Annotated in this window: 16 protein-coding genes; 6 read left to right on the forward strand and 10 right to left on the reverse strand. The window is 67.9% G+C overall.

The genetic code is table 11. The features are described from left to right. Positions 1-37 precede the first annotated feature (37 nt). Positions 38-2,656 (forward strand): FHA domain-containing protein, encoded by a 2,619-nt coding sequence (locus AWC12_RS05240; RefSeq protein ID WP_085172792.1) that lies wholly within the window; start codon positions 38-40, stop codon positions 2,654-2,656. Positions 2,657-2,799: 143 nt separating this feature from the next. After that, positions 2,800-3,363: a TetR-like C-terminal domain-containing protein gene (locus AWC12_RS05245; RefSeq protein WP_085172794.1), complete on the forward strand. Its 564-nt coding sequence runs from the start codon at positions 2,800-2,802 to the stop codon at positions 3,361-3,363. Positions 3,364-3,366: 3 nt separating this feature from the next. Here the strand turns inward: AWC12_RS05245 and AWC12_RS05250 are convergent, their stop codons facing one another. Genes AWC12_RS05250 through AWC12_RS05270 form a run of 5 tightly spaced genes read right to left on the reverse strand, consistent with a single transcriptional unit; the run spans position 3,367 to position 7,823 of the window. Next, positions 3,367-3,918, reverse strand: a complete 552-nt coding sequence (locus AWC12_RS05250; RefSeq protein ID WP_085172796.1) for a pentapeptide repeat-containing protein — start codon at positions 3,916-3,918, stop codon at positions 3,367-3,369. Positions 3,919-3,922: 4 nt separating this feature from the next. After that, complete coding sequence (locus AWC12_RS05255; RefSeq protein WP_024448992.1) at positions 3,923-4,492, reverse strand: GTP-binding protein; 570 nt, start codon at positions 4,490-4,492, stop codon at positions 3,923-3,925. Continuing rightward, positions 4,473-4,850, reverse strand: a complete 378-nt coding sequence (locus AWC12_RS05260; RefSeq protein WP_085172798.1) for a DUF742 domain-containing protein — start codon at positions 4,848-4,850, stop codon at positions 4,473-4,475. Before AWC12_RS05260 ends, AWC12_RS05255 begins: the two co-directional genes overlap by 20 nt. 7 nt (positions 4,851-4,857) lie before the next feature. Then, positions 4,858-5,277 carry a roadblock/LC7 domain-containing protein gene (locus AWC12_RS05265; RefSeq protein ID WP_024448994.1) on the reverse strand — a complete coding sequence of 140 codons (420 nt, stop codon included), beginning with the start codon at positions 5,275-5,277 and terminating at the stop codon, positions 4,858-4,860. Next, the gene (locus tag AWC12_RS05270; RefSeq protein WP_234813832.1) at positions 5,274-7,823 is read right to left on the reverse strand and encodes a sensor histidine kinase; all 2,550 of its coding nucleotides are present in this window, start codon (positions 7,821-7,823) and stop codon (positions 5,274-5,276) included. The genes AWC12_RS05265 and AWC12_RS05270 overlap by 4 nt, the downstream gene beginning before the upstream one ends. Before the next feature lie 361 nt (positions 7,824-8,184). Here AWC12_RS05270 and AWC12_RS31845 point away from each other — a divergent pair, with 361 nt between their 5' ends. After that, entirely contained in the window at positions 8,185-8,316 is a 132-nt protein-coding gene (locus tag AWC12_RS31845; protein ID WP_268743654.1) for a hypothetical protein, read from the forward strand. Positions 8,317-8,348: 32 nt separating this feature from the next. Further along, positions 8,349-8,813, forward strand: coding sequence for a tRNA (cytidine(34)-2'-O)-methyltransferase (locus tag AWC12_RS05275; protein WP_085172802.1), 465 nt, complete (start codon positions 8,349-8,351; stop codon positions 8,811-8,813). A 3-nt stretch (positions 8,814-8,816) separates the two neighbouring features. On the opposite strand, the gene AWC12_RS05280 is transcribed toward AWC12_RS05275, so the two are convergent. The 4 genes from AWC12_RS05280 to AWC12_RS05295 all read right to left on the reverse strand — a co-directional run bounded on the left by AWC12_RS05280 (position 8,817) and on the right by AWC12_RS05295 (position 15,109). Continuing rightward, entirely contained in the window at positions 8,817-9,476 is a 660-nt protein-coding gene (locus tag AWC12_RS05280) for a nitroreductase family protein (protein ID WP_085172804.1), read from the reverse strand. 138 nt (positions 9,477-9,614) lie between these two features. Then, on the reverse strand, positions 9,615-12,914 hold the full coding sequence (locus AWC12_RS05285; protein WP_085172806.1) for an error-prone DNA polymerase: 3,300 nt from the start codon (positions 12,912-12,914) through the stop codon (positions 9,615-9,617). Positions 12,915-12,945: 31 nt separating this feature from the next. Continuing rightward, entirely contained in the window at positions 12,946-14,112 is a 1,167-nt protein-coding gene (locus AWC12_RS05290) for a diguanylate cyclase domain-containing protein (protein ID WP_085172808.1), read from the reverse strand. A gap of 130 nt (positions 14,113-14,242) precedes the next feature. After that, positions 14,243-15,109: a MaoC/PaaZ C-terminal domain-containing protein gene (locus AWC12_RS05295; protein WP_024446326.1), complete on the reverse strand. Its 867-nt coding sequence runs from the start codon at positions 15,107-15,109 to the stop codon at positions 14,243-14,245. Positions 15,110-15,178: 69 nt separating this feature from the next. Between AWC12_RS05295 and AWC12_RS05300 the strand changes: the two genes are divergently transcribed. Next, positions 15,179-17,176: an SDR family oxidoreductase gene (locus AWC12_RS05300; protein ID WP_207576380.1), complete on the forward strand. Its 1,998-nt coding sequence runs from the start codon at positions 15,179-15,181 to the stop codon at positions 17,174-17,176. Next, positions 17,173-18,207, forward strand: coding sequence for a nucleoside hydrolase (locus AWC12_RS05305; RefSeq protein WP_024446324.1), 1,035 nt, complete (start codon positions 17,173-17,175; stop codon positions 18,205-18,207). The genes AWC12_RS05300 and AWC12_RS05305 overlap by 4 nt, the downstream gene beginning before the upstream one ends. Here the strand turns inward: AWC12_RS05305 and AWC12_RS05310 are convergent. Next, on the reverse strand, positions 18,198-19,760 hold the full coding sequence (locus tag AWC12_RS05310) for a DNA polymerase Y family protein (RefSeq protein ID WP_024446323.1): 1,563 nt from the start codon (positions 19,758-19,760) through the stop codon (positions 18,198-18,200). The two genes, AWC12_RS05305 and AWC12_RS05310, sit on opposite strands and share 10 nt — an antisense overlap.

Below are 19,760 nucleotides of genomic sequence, written 5' to 3' on the forward strand. Positions count from 1 at the left end.
TGTCCGCGATGTCTATTGTCGCCGCCGGAGCGGCTCTGTGAGCCGACCAGCATCCCCCGCGCTGACCGTTCGGTACGACGGATCCACCCGCACCTTCGCCGCGGGCAACGACGTCGTCGTCGGCCGCGACCTGCGGGCCGACGTGCGGATCGCCCACCCCCTGATCTCGCGCGCCCACCTGGTACTGCGATTCGATCAGGGCCGGTGGGTCGCCATCGACAACGGCAGCCTCAACGGCATGTTCGTGGGCGGCAGGCGAGTTCCCGCCGCCGACATCGCCGACGGGGGCCAGATCCATGTCGGAAACCCCGACGGCCCGCTGCTGACGTTCGAGGTCGGCAGGCACCAGGGTTCAGCGGGCACGCCGCCGCCGACGGTCGCGGTGCCAGTGGCGTCACCGGGCCGGCCGAGCACCACGTGGCCGTCCCATCAGCCGCCGCATCAGCCGCCACCGACGGGTCGTCCGCCGGCGTACCGACCACCGACGCAGGCCCCGCACCCGCCGAGTCAGCCGCAGTACGTGCCGCCTCCGCCGCCGAGCCAGCCGCGCCCGGTGGCGCAGTCCCACTCCGCTCCGGTCCAGCAACCCATCTCCGCCCCGGCAATGGATCCGGTGACCGTGATGGGCCCCGCCGCGGCGCCGCGGTCCGGCGGCGACGGCAACCTGGCCACCAGCATGCTGAAGATCCTGCGGCCCGGCAGCCCGCCGAAGGCGCCGCCCGGGTCGATCAAGATCGGCCGCTCCAGCGACAACGACATCGTCATCCCCGACGTGCTGGCCTCACGCCACCACGCGACCCTGGTGCCGACCCCCGGCGGCGCCGAGATCCGCGACAACCGCAGCATCAACGGCACATTCGTCAACGGCGCCCGCGTCGACAGCGCGCAGCTCACCGAAGGTGACACGGTCACCATCGGCAACGTCGACCTGCTGTTCCGCGACGGCACGCTGGTCCGCCGCACCGAGACCGCGGCGGCGACCGCCACCGGCGGCCTCGAGGTCCACGGCGTCACCTGGACGATCGAGAACAACAAGACACTCCTGGACAACATCTCGATCTCCGCGCGACCCGGCACGCTGACCGCGGTGATCGGCCCCTCCGGTGCAGGTAAGTCGACATTCGCGCGGCTCGTCGCGGGCTACACCAGCCCGACGACGGGGCAGGTGTCGTTCGAGGGCCACGATGTGCACGCCGAATACGCCTCGCTGCGCTCCCGCATCGGCATGGTGCCGCAGGACGACGTCGTCCACGGCCAGCTCACCGTCCGCCAGGCGTTGATGTACGCCGCCGAGCTTCGGCTGCCGCCCGACACCACCAAAGCCGACCGCGAGCAGGTCGTCAGCGAGGTGCTCGAGGAGCTCGAGATGACCAAGCATCTCGACACCCGCGTCGACAAGCTGTCCGGCGGCCAGCGCAAGCGTGCGTCCGTAGCCCTCGAGCTGCTCACCGGGCCGTCACTGCTGATCCTCGACGAACCCACCTCGGGTCTGGACCCGGCGCTGGACCGCCAGGTCATGACGATGCTGCGCCAGCTGGCCGACGCCGGCCGCGTCGTGCTCGTCGTGACCCACTCGCTGACCTACCTCGACGTCTGCGATCAGGTGCTGTTGCTGGCGCCCGGCGGCAAGACGGCCTTCTACGGGCCGCCGAGCCAGATCGGCCCGTCGATGGGCACGACCAATTGGGCCGACATCTTCAGCTCGGTGGCAGGCGATCCCGACGCCGCAGCGCAGCGCTATCTCGCCCAGCACGGGCCGCCGCCGCCCCAACCGCCGGCACTCACGCCGTCGGAACTGGGCAACCCGACACGCACGAGTCTGCGACGCCAGCTGTCCACGATCGCGCGGCGCCAGATCCGGCTGGTGGTGTCCGACCGCGGCTACTTCCTGTTCCTGATGCTGCTGCCGTTCATCATGGGTGTGCTGTCGCTGTCGGTGCCAGGCGACGTCGGGTTCGGCGTCCCGAAGACCGCGCTGGAGGGCGGTGAGGCGCCGAACGAACCCGGGCAGATCCTGGTGATGCTCAACGTGGGCGCCATCTTCATGGGCACGGCGCTGACGATCCGCGCGCTGATCGGTGAACGCGCGATCTTCAAGCGTGAGCAGGCGGTCGGGTTGTCCACCTCGGCGTACCTGCTGGCGAAGGTGGTCGTGTTCACGGCCTTCGCCATCATCCAGGCGGCGATCGTCACGTCGATCGCGATCGTCGGAAAAGGTTGGGGCCCAGGCGCGGTCGAGCGCGGCGCTGTGATCGGCAACCGCAGCGTCGAACTGTTCGTCGACATCGCGGTGACATGTGTGGCGGCGGCGATGGTCGGTCTGGCCCTGTCCGCGATCGCCAAGTCCGCCGAGCAGATCATGCCGCTGCTGGTGGTGGCGATCATGTCGCAGCTGGTGTTCTCCGGCGGCATGATCCCGGTCACCGATCGCATCGTCCTCGATCAGATGTCGTGGTTCACCCCGGCGCGGTGGGGATTCGCCGCGTCGGCGTCGACCGTCGACCTCATCAGGCTGGTACCGGGTCCGTTGACGCCGCAGGACCGCCACTGGGAACACACCTCGGGCGCCTGGCTTTTCGACATGGGCATGCTGCTGGCGATCAGCATCGGCTACCTCGCGCTGGTGCGGTGGCGCATCCGCCTGAAAGCCGCCTAACCCTCGGGGCTAGGCGAACACCGACACGTCGGACCGACCAACCGATACGCCGCTGTGAGACTGCTGTGGCCACGAAAATCGTTGAAATGCACAGCACATCTGCCCCATTTCCGTACGCTTTGCCTCGGGCAAGGGGGGATCGCATGTCGGACACCGAGGCCACACAGCGCGCGGCGGTACTGGAGGCTGCCCTCGCAGAAGTGCAGCAGTGGGGTGTCGACCGATTCCGGCTCGAAGGCGTGGCACACCGCGCCCGGCTCGACCCCGACTATGTGCGGCAAACATGGGCCAGCGAGCACGAACTCATCGCCGAGGCGCTGCTGAGCTACAGCCAGACGATGATCCAACTTCCCGACACAGGTTCCTTACACGGCGACCTGACCGAGCTCGCCCTGGCGCTGGCCAGGTACCTCAACGAGCCGGTCGGACGCAGGATCTCGCGCATGCTGGTCATCGACAGCAAGTCCGAGGCCGTCGATCCCAACACCCGGGGCCATTTCTGGGAGATCAGGCGGGAGAAGGTCGAAGGCATCTTCCGACGTGCCGCTGAACGAGGCGAATTGCGCGGCGACGTCAAACCGACTGTCGCGCTGCAACTGCTGACCTCGCCGCTGCACACCTTCGCGCTGTATTCCAACGGCCCCATCGGCCAGGATTACTGCCGCACGATCGCGACCCTGGTGACCCGCGCGATCAGTGAGAACTAACCGCTAGCCGCCGATGTCGAGGCCGTGCGCCGCGGCGAATGTGATCGCCTGTTCGATGTCGACTTTGGCGCCACGCAGCTTGGCGGTCGTCCAGAACGTGGGGTCGGCGCGGGCACCACGCAGGTCTGCCTGTTCCAGCCGGGCGTCTTGAACGCGGGCCCCGGTAAGGTCGGCGCGCGCCAACGTCGCCTCGCGCAGATCGGTTCCCACCAGGCTGGTTTCGCGCAACCTGCAGTCCGACAGGTCCGCCTTGCGCAGATCGGCGCCTGCGAGTACGGCAAGCGTGAAATCGGACTCGACGACTGTCAGCGGTCGCAAACGGCATTCGGCGAAGGTCGAGCCCAGGAAGCTACAGTGTCGAAATGTACTGTGCCACAGTGATGTTCGACGGAACGTGCAGTTACGGAACGCCGATCCGGTGTGCTCGGAGTCGGACAGGTCCGCACCGGTGAAGTCACATTCGGTGAAAATCACCCGCTCGGTGCGCAGCCGGCTGAGATCTTCGTCGCGGAAGCTCTGCCCCTCGAACTCGCGATCGGCGACGTAGGCGTCCATGCGCTCAGCCCGCCGGCGAGAGCCGGCTCAACGCGTATTCCGCGACGGCGATCAATGCCGCCTTGGCCGATTCGCGACTGCGGGCGTCGACGGAGATCACCGGAATGTGCTCGCCCAGTGCGAGCGCTTCCCGCACCGCGGCCAGCGCATGGCGGGGTGCGCCGTCGAACTCGTTGACGGCAACCAGGAACGGCAACTTGCGCGCCTCGAAGAAGTCCACGGCCGCGAAGCTGTCCTCGAGACGGCGGACGTCCACCAGGATGATCGCGCCGATCGCGCCGCGAACCAAGTCGTCCCACATGAACCAGAAGCGACGCTGCCCCGGCGTACCGAACAGGTACAGCACGAGATCGTCGCCGAGGCTGATGCGCCCGAAGTCCATCGCGACCGTCGTCGTCGACTTGTCCGGTGTCGCCTCGAGACCGTCGAAACCTTGCGACGCGTTGGTCACCAGCGCCTCGGTCCGCAGCGGCACGATCTCCGACACCGCGCCGACGAACGTCGTCTTGCCTGCGCCGAACCCACCGGAGACGACGATCTTGGTCGACGCCGATCTAGAGTGCCCTGAGGCCACGCAGTGTCCTTCCGATCAGTTCTCGCCGTTCGTCGGCCGTCGCGGCCTCACCCAGGGTGGCGTGTACCCGTAGATGACCCTGCACCACCAAGTCCCCCACCAACACCCGCGCCACGCCGAGCGGCAGACAAAGACGCGAGGCGATCTCGGCGACCGACGGACGTTCGGCGCACAGTGCGACGATCTGCCTCCTGACGTCGCCGGCCGGCCACATCGTGAGCCGGGCCGGGGTCACGATACCCACCGGAGCCTCCAGCGGAAGCTGCACGCCCGCATCGGTGCGACCCGCCGTCAGTGTGTACGGACGTACCAGATTGGGCGTCGCATGCGCCTGCTCGGGCCTGTCGTGCGCACCCATCGACCACTCACCGGTGCTGCGGGCGGCGCCGCTGCGACTGCACGACTGCGCCGACCCGCTCCACGAGAATCGCCATCTCGTAACCGATCTGGCCGATATCGCAGTGCCGGGCGGCCAGCGTCGCGAGATTGGACCCGTCGCCGACCCGCATCAGCAACAGGTAACCGTTCTCCATCTCGACCACCGACTGCAGTACGTGTCCGCCGTCGAACAATTGCGCGGCACCCGTCGACAAGCTGGCCAGGCCCGACGCGACAGCAGCGAGCTGATCGGCGCGCTCCCCCGGGATGTGCTCGCTGGCAGCCACCAGTAGACCGTCCGCCGACACCAGGATCGCGTGCGACACCCCTGGGACGTCGTTCGCGAACCTGGCGACGAGCCAGTCCAGCGAGGATTCCGAGTTCGACGGCGCAGGCTGAGCAGTCACTGGTTGTCGGTTCCTCCCGCTTCCTGGGCCCGGCGGCGCCCGGCGTGCACGCCACCGAAGTGACTACCGATGCTGGTTCGCACGGCGTCGGGATCGCGGACGGGCAGCGCGTGCCCGTTCTCGGGCCCGTCCGCCGATGCTAACGACCGCTCGTCGGCGTGACCGGGGACCAGACGGGCACCCGGCTGCCGGACGGGCAGCCCGTCGACGGTTCGCTCACGCACCGGGGTGGCCTCCGCGGCCTGCGCCGCCGACCAGCCGTTGTCCCACACCGACTTCCAGTTGAGGTCGGAGCTGTGGGACAGCTCGTGCGGGTCGACCAGCCATTCCGACAGCATCTTCTGGTAGATCGCGTCGTCGTCATCGTCGAGGGTCGCGTGCCCCGCGCGCGGCGCCTCGGGTTCCGGCGGGGCCGGCGGTTGCGGGCGCACCGTGAAGAATGAGGCGACGCTCGGCCGGGGCGGTTCAGCCGGGCGGGGCTCGGGCGGCGTCACTTTCGCAGCGGGCGTCGGCTCGACGATCCCGCTCGCCCCAGGGCGTCGCTGGGGCAGCGCCGCATCGACGGGTGCGATGGCCGGGGCCGCAGCGGGACCGGATATGACGGATTGGACGGCTGCGGGGCGGGCGCCTTCCAGTGAGGGCGCGGCGGCCTGGCCGGCGTGCGCATCGGCACGGGTCTGCTCGTCAGTGCTGCCGCGCACAACGGAGCGGGCGCCAGTCAGCAGACGACTCGGTACGTACACGCCCGCGGTGGTCCCCGAGTCGGCCTGCCCGGCCACAGTGCTGCGCAGCCGAACGACAAGCCCATGCTTGGCGGCCAGACGCCCCACCACGAACAGGCCCATGTGTCGCGCCGTGTACGGATTGACCTCACCGCCGGATTCCAGGCGAGTGTTGGCGACCCGCAGGTCTGACTCGGTCATCCCCAGACCGGTGTCGCTGACCTCGATCACCAGGCCGTTGTTGCCTGTGGGCACGGCCGACACCTGAACCGTCGTGCTCGGCGGCGAGTAGCGCAGCGCATTGTCGATCAACTCGGCCAGCAGATGCGCGAGGTCACCGGCGACCGCACCGTCGATCCCGTTGTCGGGCAGGCCTGCCGTGACGACCCTGGTGTACTCCTCGACTTCGGATGCGGCGGCGTTCACGAGTGCGGCGACGGGCACCGGGTCGGCTTGTTCCCGTGACATCTGCGCCCCCGCCAGCACCATCAGGTTGGCGCCGTTGCGTCGCATGCGCGCCGCCAGGTGGTCGAGCCGGAAGAGACTCTCCAGCCGGCCGGGGTCCTGCTCATCGCGTTCGAGCTGATCGATGAGCGAGAGCTGTTGGTCGACCAGCGAGCGGTTGCGTCGCGACAACGTCTCGAACATGTCGGTCACCTGGAGCGCAAGGCGGGCCTGCTCACCGGCGAGCATGATCGCCTGCTGGTGCAACTCATCGACTGCGTGGGCAACCTGGCCGACCTCCTCGGTGGTGTGCACCGGAATCGGCTGTACCGGGAACTCCTTGCCGTCGCTGCGCACATGCTCGACCTCGCGGGCCAGATCTTCGTGGGCCACCTTGAGGGCGCTGTCGCGCAATGTCCGCAGCGGTCGCACCAGCGAGCGGGCAACGAGAGTGACGAGGATCAACGCGACGAGGATCGCGGCGCCGACCAGTGCCGCGTCCCGGATCGCCGCGGCGCGGGCGTCGTCGGCCAGCTGTGACACCGTCGCCGGAATGGCATTCGTGGTCTGGGCGATGACGCCGTCGGCGATATCCGCCGTGACCTGCTGTGACGCCAACAGCTCGGGGTTTCCGACCAGAACCGAGGCGGGGTCGGAGATGACTGCCAGCCGCTTGACCATCTCCGAGCGCAGCGACGCCGCCTGGTCGGTGGCACCGCCGAGAAAAGCGCCGATCGCCGAGACGGTCGCGGGTTCGGTGCCTGCGATCGTCACGATCGCCGAGCGCAGCGCGGGTTCGGCTAGCTCACCTCCGCGGGTGACCAACATGCGCTGCATCGCCATCTGCCCGCGGGCTCCGACCGCGCGCGACAGCACCTCCCCTTCGGCCCGCACCGCGGCGTCGTCGCCGACGAGGCCGGTGATCGCCGTCTCAGCGGTGATCAGCAGCGGCGCATACGTCATCACCCGCGCCCGGAGGTCCACGGAGCGGGCCGTGACCTTGTCGATCAGGTCCTGCCCGTAATCGATCAGGGTGTTCGTGGCCAGCCGCACGCTGTCGTCGACCTCGGTGGCGCCGAGCAGATGCTGTAACTCGGACTTGCCTGCGTCGAATGCCCGCACCGCCGCCTCGGTGTCGCCACCCTCGGTGGCCGTCACCATCGCTTTCTCCAGTGCGGCCATGTAGTCGACGACGGCGGGCACCATCTCGGCGCGATCGGCAGCTCGGCGTAGATCCAGCGCCTCCGAAGTACTCGACCAGACGCGCAGCCCTCCGAACGCACACGCCAAAACCAGCGGGACGATGACGATGGCGAGCACCTTCGCTCGGACGGGCCAGTTGGACGGCGCCCACCGCGACGGTCGCCTGTCGAGGCTCACCGGGTGCTCGCGACGTGACTCGGGCGCGCGCAGATCATTGATCGAGCGTCGTTCATAAAGGCTTCCTGCGGATGGGCCGACAAATGGGCCTGGCAATTCGACGAGTATGCCAGCCCTGCGACACGCCTTCCACAGCTGGCACTGTGCGCCACGAGTCGGCAAACGCGCTGACCCGGCCCGATTTTCGGCGAGCAGCAAACACCCGAACCGGTAGACGATCGTTACCGCTTCGACGTTGAGGGCGCCGAGTGGTAGGGAAGAATTAGGAAGAATTAAGAGGAACACGCCGGTTTCGGCGGCGTTGCTACGGGAAACCAAGTTGCACAATGGAGGTGCGATGATGGTCCGAAATGGTGTTGAGGTGGCCATGCTGGCCGATGCCTCGGAGATCGGCGACTCGCCCATGATGCGGGCGATGAGCAGTGAAGTGGTCGACATCGACACGCTTGACAGCCTGGTTGCCATCGCCAGCTACGAAACCTGCCTCGACTGAAACACAGTTCCAACCAGACGTACCCTGCCTAGGTGTTCAGGGTGCTGTTCTTCTCGCCGCGCATCGCACCCAATACCGGCAATGCGATTCGCATGGTCGCAGGTACCGGGTGCGAGCTGCACCTGGTGGAGCCGCTCGGATTCGACCTCTCCGAGCCCAAGCTCCGTCGCGCCGGCCTGGACTACCACGACCTCGCCTCGGTGACCGTGCACCCGGACCTGACGTCGGCGTGGTCGGCTCTGATGCCCGCCCGCGTGTTCGCGTTCACCGCGCACGCCAGCACCTCGTTCGCCGACGTCGATTACCAGCCGGGCGATGTCCTGATGTTCGGTCCGGAACCGACCGGCCTCGACCAGGCCACCCTTTCTGACCCGCACGTCACGTCGCGGGTACGCATTCCGATGCTGAGCGGTCGCCGCTCGCTGAATCTGTCGAACGCAGCCGCCGTCGCCGTTTACGAGGCGTGGCGCCAGCACGGGTTCACGGGCGCAGTCTGAGCATCACCACTCATTCCAGTGCGTCAACTGCTCGGCGGGCAGCCGCTTGGCCTTCTTGAAGTCGGTGCCCACCGTGTAGGCGATGGGGAACAGCCCGCCCTGTGAGTACTTGTCGAACGGGATACCGAGGACGTCGGCGGCCTGCTTCTCACCGTCGCCGAGCAGGTGCAGTGTCGTCCACGCCGAGCCCAGACCTCGCGAGCGCAGCGCGAGCATGAAGCTCCACGCGGCGGGTAGCAGCGATCCCCAGAATCCTGCGCTCATGCCCGCCGGGGCACCGTCCGGCCGGCCCTCCAGGCACGGGATCAACATGACGGGCACTTCGTGCAGACGGTCGTTGAGGTACTTGGCGGAGTCGACAACCAGGGGCGTGCGCTCGTCCCGAATATCGCCGTAGGTGGGCTTCTCCTGCTCGAGGTACGGGGTCGCGTTGGTTCGGTAGATGTCGGCGAGCGCCTTCTTCTTCTCGGGGTCGTCGACGAACACGAATTGCCAGCCTTGGGCGTTTGATCCCGTCGGCGCCTGCAGCGCGATGTCGAGGCACTCCATCAGCACTTCACGCGGCACCGGCTTGTCGAAATCGAGGCGCTTGCGCACCGAGCGGGTCGTCGTCAGAACTTCATCAGCAGACAGGTTGAGCGTCTCGCTCTTTTTCAACGTCATTATGCCGAGACTACATTCGGCCGATGGCAATCGATCGTCTCGCCGAGGTCACCCGAGTTAGATCGGCGAGCGTGCGCGAAATTCGCGGATTGCTCGGCGTGTCGCCGTGCAAACGCGCACGGTCGCGGTGAGGGGGGCTCAACGGAAGTCACGGGACTTCGACGTCACCCGCAGGTTGATCGGACCCATCCGGTCTGCCACCACGGTGACCGCACCGGTGGCGTTCTGCACGATGCCGCGGACCACCAGGGCTGAAGCGGTCTGGGCCAGCTTGCGATGACGGCCCCACACCCCTTGGGAACACAGCACATTGACCATTCCGGTCTCGTCCTCGAGATTCATGAACGTCACCCCCTGCGCGGTGGCAGGCCGCTGCCGGTGCGTCACCGCTCCCGCCACCAGCACCCGGGTACCGTCGCGCACCGACAGCAGCTGATCGGCGGGCACCACCCCCATCGCGTCGAGATCCTCGCGGAGGAACTCCGTCGGATAGCGGTCCGGTGACACCCCGGTCGCCCAGACGTCCGCGGCCGTCAGCTCGAGTTCGGTCATGCCGGGTAGCGACGGCACATGTGACGACGATCCGACACCGGGCAGCCGGTCGGGCCGTTCCGTCGCTGCCGCCCCTGCCGCCCACAGGCCTTCACGTCTGGTGATCCCGAAACACCCCAGCGCACCCGCCGTGGCCAGCGCCTCGGTCTGCGGCACCGACAGCTGCACCCTTCTGGTCAAATCGGTGAGAGTCCTGAAGAGGCCGTGCGCTTTTCGTTCCTCGACCAGGAGCTCCGCGAGGTCGGTGCCGATATGGCGGACGTTGCCCAGCCCCAGCCGCACCTCCAGGCCCGCGTTTTCCAGTGTGGCGTGCGAGAGGCTGGCGTTCACGTCGGGCCCATGCACGACGACGCCGTGCCTGCGGGCATCGGCGACCAGCGTCTGCGGTGAGTAGAACCCCATCGGCTGGGCCCGCAGCAGCGCCGCGCAGAATGCCGCGGGGTGGTGCAGCTTGAACCACGACGAATAGAACACCAGCGACGCGAAGCTCAGCGAATGGCTCTCCGGAAATCCGAAGTTGGCGAACGCCTCCAGTTTCTCGTAGATCCGCCTGGCCACGTCTCCGGTGATGCCGTGGAGTTCGGCCATGCCGTCGAAGAACCTGCTGCGCAGCCGTCGCATCTTCTCGGTCGAACGTTTCGAGCCCATCGCGCGACGCAACTGGTCGGCCTCCGACGCCGAGAATCCTGCGCAGTCGACGGCCAGCTGCATCAGCTGTTCCTGGAAAAGAGGCACTCCCAACGTTTTCCGCAGCGCCGACTCCATCGACGGGTGGTCGTAGGTGACCTCTTCCTGCCCGTTTCGCCGCTTGATGTACGGGTGCACCGATCCGCCCTGGATCGGTCCGGGACGGATAAGGGCGACCTCGACCACCAGGTCGTAGAACTGCCGTGGCTTGAGCCGAGGAAGCGTGGCCATCTGGGCGCGCGATTCCACCTGGAACACCCCGACGGAGTCGGCCCGCTGCAGCATCTCGTAGACCGCGGGCTCGGACAGGTCGAGCTTGGCCAGGTCGACCTCGAGCCCCTTGTGCTGGGCGACCAGGTCGATGCAGTAGTGCAGTGCCGAGAGCATTCCGAGGCCGAGCAGGTCGAACTTCACCAAACCGATTGCCGCACAGTCGTCTTTGTCCCACTGCAGGACACTTCGGTTCTCCATCCGGGCCCATTCGACGGGGCACACGTCGGCGATCGGGCGGTCGCAGATCACCATGCCGCCGGAGTGGATACCCATGTGCCGCGGCAGGTTCGAGATCTGTTTGGCCAAGTCCACCACCTGCTCGGGGATGTCCTCTACGTGGGTGGCGTCGGCGAGGTTGCCCCACTGGCTGATCTGCTTGCTCCAGGCGTCCTGCTGCCCTTGCGAGAATCCCAGCGCGCGGGCCATGTCGCGGACGGCGCTGCGGCCCCGGTAGGTGATCACGTTGGCCACCTGGGCGGCATACTCCCGCCCGTACCGCTGATAGACGTACTGGATCGCCTCCTCACGCAGGTCGGATTCGATGTCGATGTCGATATCGGGTGGCCCGTCGCGGGCAGGCGACAGGAAGCGTTCGAACAGCAACTCGTTGGCGATCGGGTCGACGTTGGTGACCTTGAGCGCATAGCAGACCGCCGAATTGGCGGCCGAACCTCTGCCCTGGGACAGGATATTGTTCTCCCGGCAGAACCGGGTGATGTCGTGCACCACCAGGAAATAGCCGGGAAAGTTCAGCTGCTCGATGACCCTGAGCTCGTGCTCGATCTGAGTGTAGGCGCGGGGGGCGTGCTCCGGCGGCCCATACCGCTCGCGGGCACCCTGCATCACCAGGTGCCGCAGCCAGCTGTCCTCGGTGTGCCCCTCGGGCACGTCGAATGGCGGCAGCTGCGGAGCGATCAGCGCAAGACCGAACGCGCACTGCTCCCCCAGTTCGGCAGCCGCCGAGACCACCTCGGGACAGTGCGCGAACACCCGCGCCATCTCCTCCCCCGACCGAAGGTGCGAACCACCGAGCGGCGCAAGGTAACCCGCAGCCTCGCCGACCGAGTTCCTGGCGCGGATGGCTCCCATCGCCATCGCGAGCCTGCCCCGCCCCGGTTCGGCGAAGTGAGCCGCGGTGGTGGCGATGACGCCGACACCGAACCGCGGCGCGAGTGCCGCCAGTGCGGCATTGCGCTCGCCGTCGAGGGGGTGCCCGTGATGGGTGAGCTCGACGGTGACGCGGTCTGGGCCGAACCGGTCGACAAGGTCGGCAAGTGCCGCCTCGGCAGCCTCGGGCCCTCCTCGCGACAGCGCTTGACGGACATGACCTTTGCGGCACCCGGTCAAGATCTGCCAGTGCCCGCCCGCCGCGTCGGTCAGCGCGTCGTAGTCATAGCGCAGCACCCCCTTCTCACCCCCGGCCAGATGCGCTGCGGCCAGCTGCCGCGACAGCCGTCGGTAGCCTTCCGGCCCGCGGGCGAGCACAAGAAGGTGGGGGCCGGGGGGATCGGGAACGTCGGTGCGGGTGCCACCACCCAGCGACAGTTCGGCACCGAATACCGTAGCCATGTCGAGCTCTCTGGCCGCCTCGGCGAACCGCACCACCCCGTATAGCCCGTCGTGGTCGGTGAGCGCGATGGCCTTCAGATCCAGCCGGGCCGCCTCCTCCACCAGCTCCTCCGGCGTACTGGCACCGTCGAGGAAGCTGTAGGCCGAGTGTGCGTGCAGTTCGGCATAGGGCACCGCGCCACGCATGCTGGGGCCCCGGACCTCCGGAGCCTCGTATTCTCCCCGCTTGCTCGACCAGGCCGGACTGTCCCCGCCATCACCGACCTGCGCGTCGATGGGCCAGCCGGCACGGCGCGGCTTGCCCTCCAGCACGCGCCGCATTTCACCCCAGCTCGGGGGACCGGTATGCCAACCCACCCCCGCAGTCTATCGAACAAATGTTCGATAGTCAGGCGGTCCTGCCGGTGTCATCGACCCCGGCGTTGCCCGGGTCTTCTTCCTCTTCGTCGAGGTTGGGCCGCAGCACGTAGCGGACCTGGTTGCCGCCGGTCATCCGCGCCTGCTCGATGGCCTGTCTGGCGATGCGAATCAACTTGTCGAGGACCTCGTCGGGTGGCTCGGCGGCCAGCGGAGGCAGCGGAGTGACGACCACTCCGATACTGGCGGTGAGGCGCTGCGGCGTCGCGGCGATGGACCCGCGGATACGTTCCACCAGAGGTGACGCGTCGGCGGTGGTGAAGGTGTCGGCGATCAGGAAGTCGTCATCGGCGACATGCGCGACGATCGCGTTGTGCCGCACCGTCTCGCGCAGCGCCTGCCCGACCGTGACGCGGGCCCGGTTGCCGCCTCCCGAGCCGGACAGTCCGAGCAGCAGCGAGAAGCTGTCGATGTTGACCGCGAGGACGACCAGATACTTGTCGTCGCTGCGGCTGCGCGACGCCAACAGGGTCGCGACGGAGCTGTAGAACGCGTCGCGGTGCAGCAGGCCGGTGAGTTGCTCGATGTCACCGTGGTGGGCGTTGGGTTGCAGCAGCTTGATCACTGCGCGGCACGAGATCGCCACGAACACGTTGAGCAACACCACGATGACCAACGCACAGATCGCCACCGCAAGGTCGGTCGCCATCAGCTCCAAGAACAGAATGCCGAGCACGACCGCGGCGATCACCCACGCGAAGGTGAGGAGCCGGACTGCATGGAAACACACGACGAACACGGTGATCACCACGTACGTCGCGGTACCGAGGAACCCGATGACGGGGTTGTCGACCATCAGCGAGGAAACCCCGACCCCGAGGGAGACGGCGACGACCGACGTCAGGGATTGCAGCCGGGTCGGCCAGCTGTCGCGCAACCACATAACAGCCAATGCCAGCGAACCGACGGCGATGACGGACGCGGCGATCCAGGCGCCTCGCGAGTCGGGGCCGTACGCGCTGGCCATCAGGCCCACGGGCAACAGTCCCAGCACCGTGATACACAGCGCTACCAGGCGACATGTCGCGGTCTGCAAACCGCGCGCCGCGAGTACAGCGGTGAACCAGTAGTACTGGTCGAAGCGCCACAATGCAGGGCCGAGTGCGGCAGCGGACGAATTCCGCAAACCCTCGAACATCGGCCCACCCCTGTCGCACGTGTCCCAGGTCCAGATCAAAACCCCCGCGCATCGGGAAGGCTACCAGCCCAGCAAACATTTTCCCAGCGTCAATATTTGCTGACGGGTGCCACTATGACGGGTGCCACTATTAAGCGGAAAACTCCGCTTCTCCGTCTTCAAGTACCAAGCGGGCGTTCGATCCGTCGGGATCGGCCGCCTCGGTGCGGAACACCGCCCGGCCGGATTCGAGGCGCCAGATCGATGTCGTCAGGGTTTCGCCGGGAAAGACCGGCGAGGTGAAGCGGGCCGCGATCGCTGTCACCTTCGTGGCGTCGCCACCCCCGAGTTCGGTGACCAGCGCCCGCCCGGCGACACCGTAGGTGCACAGGCCGTGCAGGATCGGCTTCGGAAAGCCGGCGAGCTGGGCGAACCACGGGTCGCTGTGCAGCGGGTTGCGGTCCCCGGACAGGCGGTAGATCAGCGCCTGATCCTCCCGCGTCGGCAGCGCGATCTGGGCATCCGGCGCCCGGTCGGGGATCTCCGGCGCCGGCGGGCGCTGGCCCGGCCGGCCACCGAAACCACCCTCGCCACGGATCACCAGGGTCGTTAACGTCTCGGCGACAGCCTGTCCGGATTCGGGATCACTGCCTGTCGCTTTGAGCACGACAACCGCGTTCTTACCCTCTCCCTTGTCCTGGATATCGGCCACCTCGCACACCACGCTGAGTTTGCCAGTAGCAGGCAGCGGCGCGAAGACACGGATGCTCTGGGAGCCGTGCAGGAGTCTGCTGAAGTTGAACGATCCGATCTTGGCTGAGGCCGCAAATGGCGAGCACGCGATGACGGCATAGGTCGGAAGGACTTGCTGAGTCACCTCGTGGCTGTTCTCGGTCGTCAACGCGAGATCGTCGGTGCCCGCGCCGACGCCCAGGGCGTAAAGGAGCGTCTCGCGGTCGCTCCAGGTGAACAGCTGCGCCTGCGTGGTCTCGCCAATGGCGTTCGGATCGATCGGCATGACCAGACAGTAACCGCAGTGCCGGACTCCTCGTTGACAGTCGGTCGGGTGCGGGTGACCATGTGTCGCATGCGCTATGTCGTTACCGGCGGTACCGGGTTTATCGGGCGCCGATTGATCACCCGATTGCTCACGCTCCCCGAGACCGAGGCGGTGCACGTGCTGGTCCGCCGCAGCTCGCTCGGCCGGTTCGAACAGCTCGCGCAGCAGTGGGGCGAACGGGCACATCCCCTCGTCGGCGATCTCGTCGAAGCCGATCTCGGGCTCACCGATGCCACCGTCACCGACCTCGGTGACATCGACCATGTCGTGCACTGCGGGGCGATCTACGACATCACCGCCCCCGAGGAGCGGCAGCGCGCCGCCAACGTCGAGGGCACCAAAGCCGTCATCGCCCTGGCGAAGCGACTCGACGCGACGCTGCACCACGTGTCCTCCATTGCGGTGGCAGGCACCTTCCGCGGGGTGTTCACCGAGGACGACTTCGACGTCGCGCAGAACCTTCCCACCCCGTATCACCGAACCAAGTTCGAGGCGGAGCTGCTGGTCCGCTCGGCAGGGCGGCTCCGGTTTCGGATCTACCGCCCCGCCGTGGTTGTCGGCGACTCGCGCACCGGCGAGATCGACAAGATCGACGGGCCCTACTACTTCTTCGGGATTCTGTCGACGCTGGCAAGCCTCCCCCGATTCACGCCGATGATGCTGCCCGACAGCGGGCGAACCAACATCGTGCCGGTGGATTTCGTGGTCGAAGCCATGGTGGCGCTCATGCGCCTCGACGGGCGGGACGGGCAGACGTTCCACCTGACCGCACCGAAGACGATCGGCCTGCGGGGTATCTATCGCGGTGTCGCGCCGGCGGCAGGTCTGCCACCGCTGGTGGGGTCACTGCCCCGAGCCGCCGCGGCTCCGCTCTTTCCCGTGACCGGTCGCGCCAAGGTGTTGCGCAATATGGCCGCCACGCAGCTCGGCGTGCCCGGCGAGATTCTCGACGTCGTGGAGCTCGCGCCGACGTTCACCTGCGATCGCACCGAGGACGCGTTGCGCGGGACCGGGATCCGCGTGCCCGAATTCAGGTCCTACGCTCCTGCGCTCTGGCGGTACTGGGCCGAACATCTCGATCCGAACCGCGCCCGACGCGACGACCCGGCGGGTCCGCTGGTGGGCAAGCACGTGATCATCACCGGCGCATCCAGCGGGATCGGCCGCGCATCGGCGGTCGCGGTCGCCGCGCGCGGGGCGACGGTGTTCGCCCTGGCCCGCAACGCCGAAGCGCTCGACGACCTCGTCGAGGAAATCCGCGAGGCCGGTGGTGACGCGCATGCATTCACCTGTGACGTCACGGATTCGGCGGCCGTCGAACACACGATCAAAGACATCCTCGGCCGCTTCGACCACGTCGACTATCTGGTCAACAACGCGGGACGCTCCATCCGACGCTCGGTGACGGCATCCACCGACCGGTTGCACGACTACGAGCGGGTGATGGCGGTCAACTATTTCGGGCCCGTACGCATGGTGCTGGCCCTGCTGCCCCACTGGCGGGAACGCCGATTCGGGCACGTGGTCAATGTGTCCAGCGCCGGGGTTCAGGCCGCCAGCCCGAAGTACAGCGCCTATGTCCCCAGCAAGGCGGCACTGGACGCGTTCGCCGAAGTCGTTGGCACCGAGACACTTTCGGATCACATCACGTTCACCAACATCCACATGCCGCTGGTCGAGACGCCGATGATCGCGCCGTCGCGTAGGCTCAACCCGATGCCACCGATCACCGCCGAACACGCCGCCGCGATGGTGGTCCGCGGGCTGATCGAGAAGCCCGCGCGTATCGACACCCCGGTCGGCACGCTGGCCGACATCGGGATGTACTTCACCCCTAGGCTGTCCCGACGCGTGCTGCACCAGGTGTATCTGGGATACCCGGATTCCGCTGCGGCGCGCGGGATCTCCGAGACACCCACGCGCGTGCCGAGGCGGCCCCGACATCTGGGCCGGCCGGCGCCGCCCTTACGAGTCCCCGGCCCCGTCAAGCGTGCGGTGCGGCTGGTGCCCGGCGTGCACTGGTGAGCCCGGCTCCGGTCTTCGTCGACGTCGACACCGGCGTCGACGATGCGATGGCACTGGTCTACCTGTTCGCCAGCCCGGAGGCCGAGCTGGTCGGCATCGCCTCGACCGCGGGAAACGTTGACGTTCATGCCGTTTGCCGCAACAACCTGGCACTGTTGGAGCTGTGCGGGATCACCGGCGTCCCTGTTTCCCGGGGTTCCGAGACACCGCTGACGGCGCCGCTGTGCACCGCCGAGGACACCCACGGGCCGGAGGGTCTCGGCTACGCACAACTGCCGGCGCCGACCAGCGAGCTCACCGATCACGACGCCGCGCAAGCTTGGGTGCGCGCCGCCCGTGCCCATCCCGGTGAGCTGATCGGCATCGCGACCGGCCCACTGACCAACCTCGCGCTGGCGGTGCGCGCCGAACCCGAACTACCCGGCTTGCTGAAGCGGCTCGTGATCATGGGAGGCGCCTTCGACTATCGCGGCAACACCACGCCGGTGGCGGAGTGGAACACCCATGTCGACCCTGAATCAGCCGCCGAGGTGTTCGCGGCGTGGAGCGGACTAGGCGACGACCGCATCCCGATCGTGTTGGGGCTCAACCTCACCGAGCACGCCGCGATGACCCCGGAGTTGCTGAGCCGGCTGGCGGCCGCCGCGGGATCGACGTCCAGTCCAATGTCGATCGCCGACGCGCGCGGTACTGCGTCGACGGCGTCCAACCCGCTGATCCGGACGCTCGAGGATGCGATGCGGTTCTACTTCGAATTCCACCACGACCAGGGCGAGGGCTACCTGGCACATCTGCACGATCCGTTGGCCGCCGCGGTCGCACTCGACCCGGGGCTGGTGCGGTATCGCGCCGCGGCGATCGACGTCGAACTGACCGGTACGTTGACCCGCGGCATGACGATCGCCGACTGGAGCAAGCACTGGGGCCGAGAACCCAACGCGCTCATCGGTGTCGATGTCGACCCCACGATGTTCTTCGACCGTTTCATCGAGCGAGTCGGTGCGTTCGCACGGCAGCTCGATCACTCGTAGACACCTTCCAAATACCACCTCCTCTGCCGGTAGCACAGCAGCAGGGCGTGCGTCGCATCGAGCAGCACCTGCACCCGCGCCGTCCTGCTGCTCGTCGCGTGCACCGGATCCCACCACCGTTCGTCGACCGGCCACGGGCCCGCCCACCACGACAGCCGGCCGGACCGCCCTGGCGCGTGCAGCCGGAACGGATCGGCGGAGAACAGTCCGCGACCGGTGACCCGCACTGGTGCACCCTCGGCGTCGAGCAGTTCGACCGGGTCGTCGAGGAGTACCGTCGGTGCCGGCTCCGGCAACCGCCCCGGCCACGGCTGATCGGGATTCGCCTGTGGCACAAGCTCATCGCCCAGGGGAATGAAGGTGATGCGCTCAGCGGGACCACGACCCCCGCTGAGCACCGGAACCTTGACGGCATCAGGACCCAGCAGCCCCTGGACCCGCACCAGCGCCCGACGCGCCCGCAACCGGTCCTCCTCCCCCACCCCACCCCACAGCGGCAACTGCAACGCCTCGGCGGAGACCACCTCGACCGGCCGCAGGCGCAGCACCGTGATCGGCGCGGCAGGACGGTCGCCCGGATTGCGCCGGTTCAGCCATCCGTCCAGCTGCCAACGCACCCGGTCGGCGGTGGCATCCTCGGTCAGCGGTTCCGCACACCGCCAGACACGTTCCAGCTCCTGACCGTTGGCGGTCATGGCATGGATGGCCAGCCGGGTACACCCCACGCCCGCCGCCTCGAGGCTGCGGTGCAGCACGCTGGCCAGCGACCGCCCCGCGAAGGCGGCGGCGTCGACCCGGTCGACGGGCGGATCACAGTCCATCACCGCGTCGAGCTCGGCTTCGGGCTCCCGCCCGGACGGCCCGCGGGTGGGTTCCCCGCGGGCCACCTGATGCGCGGCGACGGCGTCGGCCCCGAACCGGGATGCCACATCGCTGCGGGACAGTTCGGCGAACTGGCCGACTGTACGAATTCCCATGCGCCACAGCAGGTCTACCAAGTCCACGCGAGCGGCAGGAGCGAGGCTGGGTTCGGTGGCCAGCTGCTTGATGGACAGCCCCGACAGGAAGGACGCGTCGTCACCGACATCGATGATCCTGCCCGCCCTGGCGGCGAAGACGGCTGTTGGCAGTTGATCGGCTACCCCGACCTGACATTCGGCGCCTGCCGCGGCCACCGCGTCGACCAACCGTTCCGCCGCGGCCTGCTCGGAACCGAAGTACCTGGCGGGACCGCGGACCGACAGCGCCAACAGTCCGGGTCGCAGTACCTCCGCGCGGGGCACCAGTTCGTCGACGGCGAGCGTGATGTTCTCGAAGTGCCGGGCGTCGCGGGCGGGATCGGCGGCGACGACATGCAACTCCGGGCAGCGAGCCTGCGACTCCCGCCGCCTCAGGCCCCGCCGCACCCCCACAGCCCTGGCTGCCGCCGAGCATGCGATGACTCGATTGGCCAGTGTGACCGCGACCGGCACTGTCGGTGGCAGGTCTGCCGCCGATGCCGCGGCGACCGCAGGCCAGTCCATGCACCAGAGCGCCAGAACCCTGCCCGCCAT

Source organism: Mycolicibacterium iranicum (assembly GCF_002101705.1).
In the GTDB taxonomy this organism is placed as follows: Bacteria; Actinomycetota; Actinomycetes; order Mycobacteriales; family Mycobacteriaceae; genus Mycobacterium; species Mycobacterium iranicum.

Excerpts from the sequence above, each read along its gene's own strand:
- AWC12_RS05245 (WP_085172794.1), top strand. The coding sequence starts at position 2,800 with ATGTCGGACACCGAGGCCACACAGCGCGCGGCGGTACTGGAGGCTGCC.
- AWC12_RS05300 (WP_207576380.1), top strand. The coding sequence starts at position 15,179 with ATGCGCTATGTCGTTACCGGCGGTACCGGGTTTATCGGGCGCCGATTG.
- AWC12_RS05290 (WP_085172808.1), bottom strand. The coding sequence starts at position 14,112 with ATGTTCGAGGGTTTGCGGAATTCGTCCGCTGCCGCACTCGGCCCTGCA.
- AWC12_RS05250 (WP_085172796.1), bottom strand. The coding sequence starts at position 3,918 with ATGGACGCCTACGTCGCCGATCGCGAGTTCGAGGGGCAGAGCTTCCGC.
- AWC12_RS05310 (WP_024446323.1), bottom strand. The coding sequence starts at position 19,760 with ATGGCGGGCAGGGTTCTGGCGCTCTGGTGCATGGACTGGCCTGCGGTC.
- AWC12_RS05260 (WP_085172798.1), bottom strand. The coding sequence starts at position 4,850 with ATGGGTGCGCACGACAGGCCCGAGCAGGCGCATGCGACGCCCAATCTG.
- AWC12_RS05295 (WP_024446326.1), bottom strand. The coding sequence starts at position 15,109 with ATGCCGATCGATCCGAACGCCATTGGCGAGACCACGCAGGCGCAGCTG.
- AWC12_RS05280 (WP_085172804.1), bottom strand. The coding sequence starts at position 9,476 with ATGACGTTGAAAAAGAGCGAGACGCTCAACCTGTCTGCTGATGAAGTT.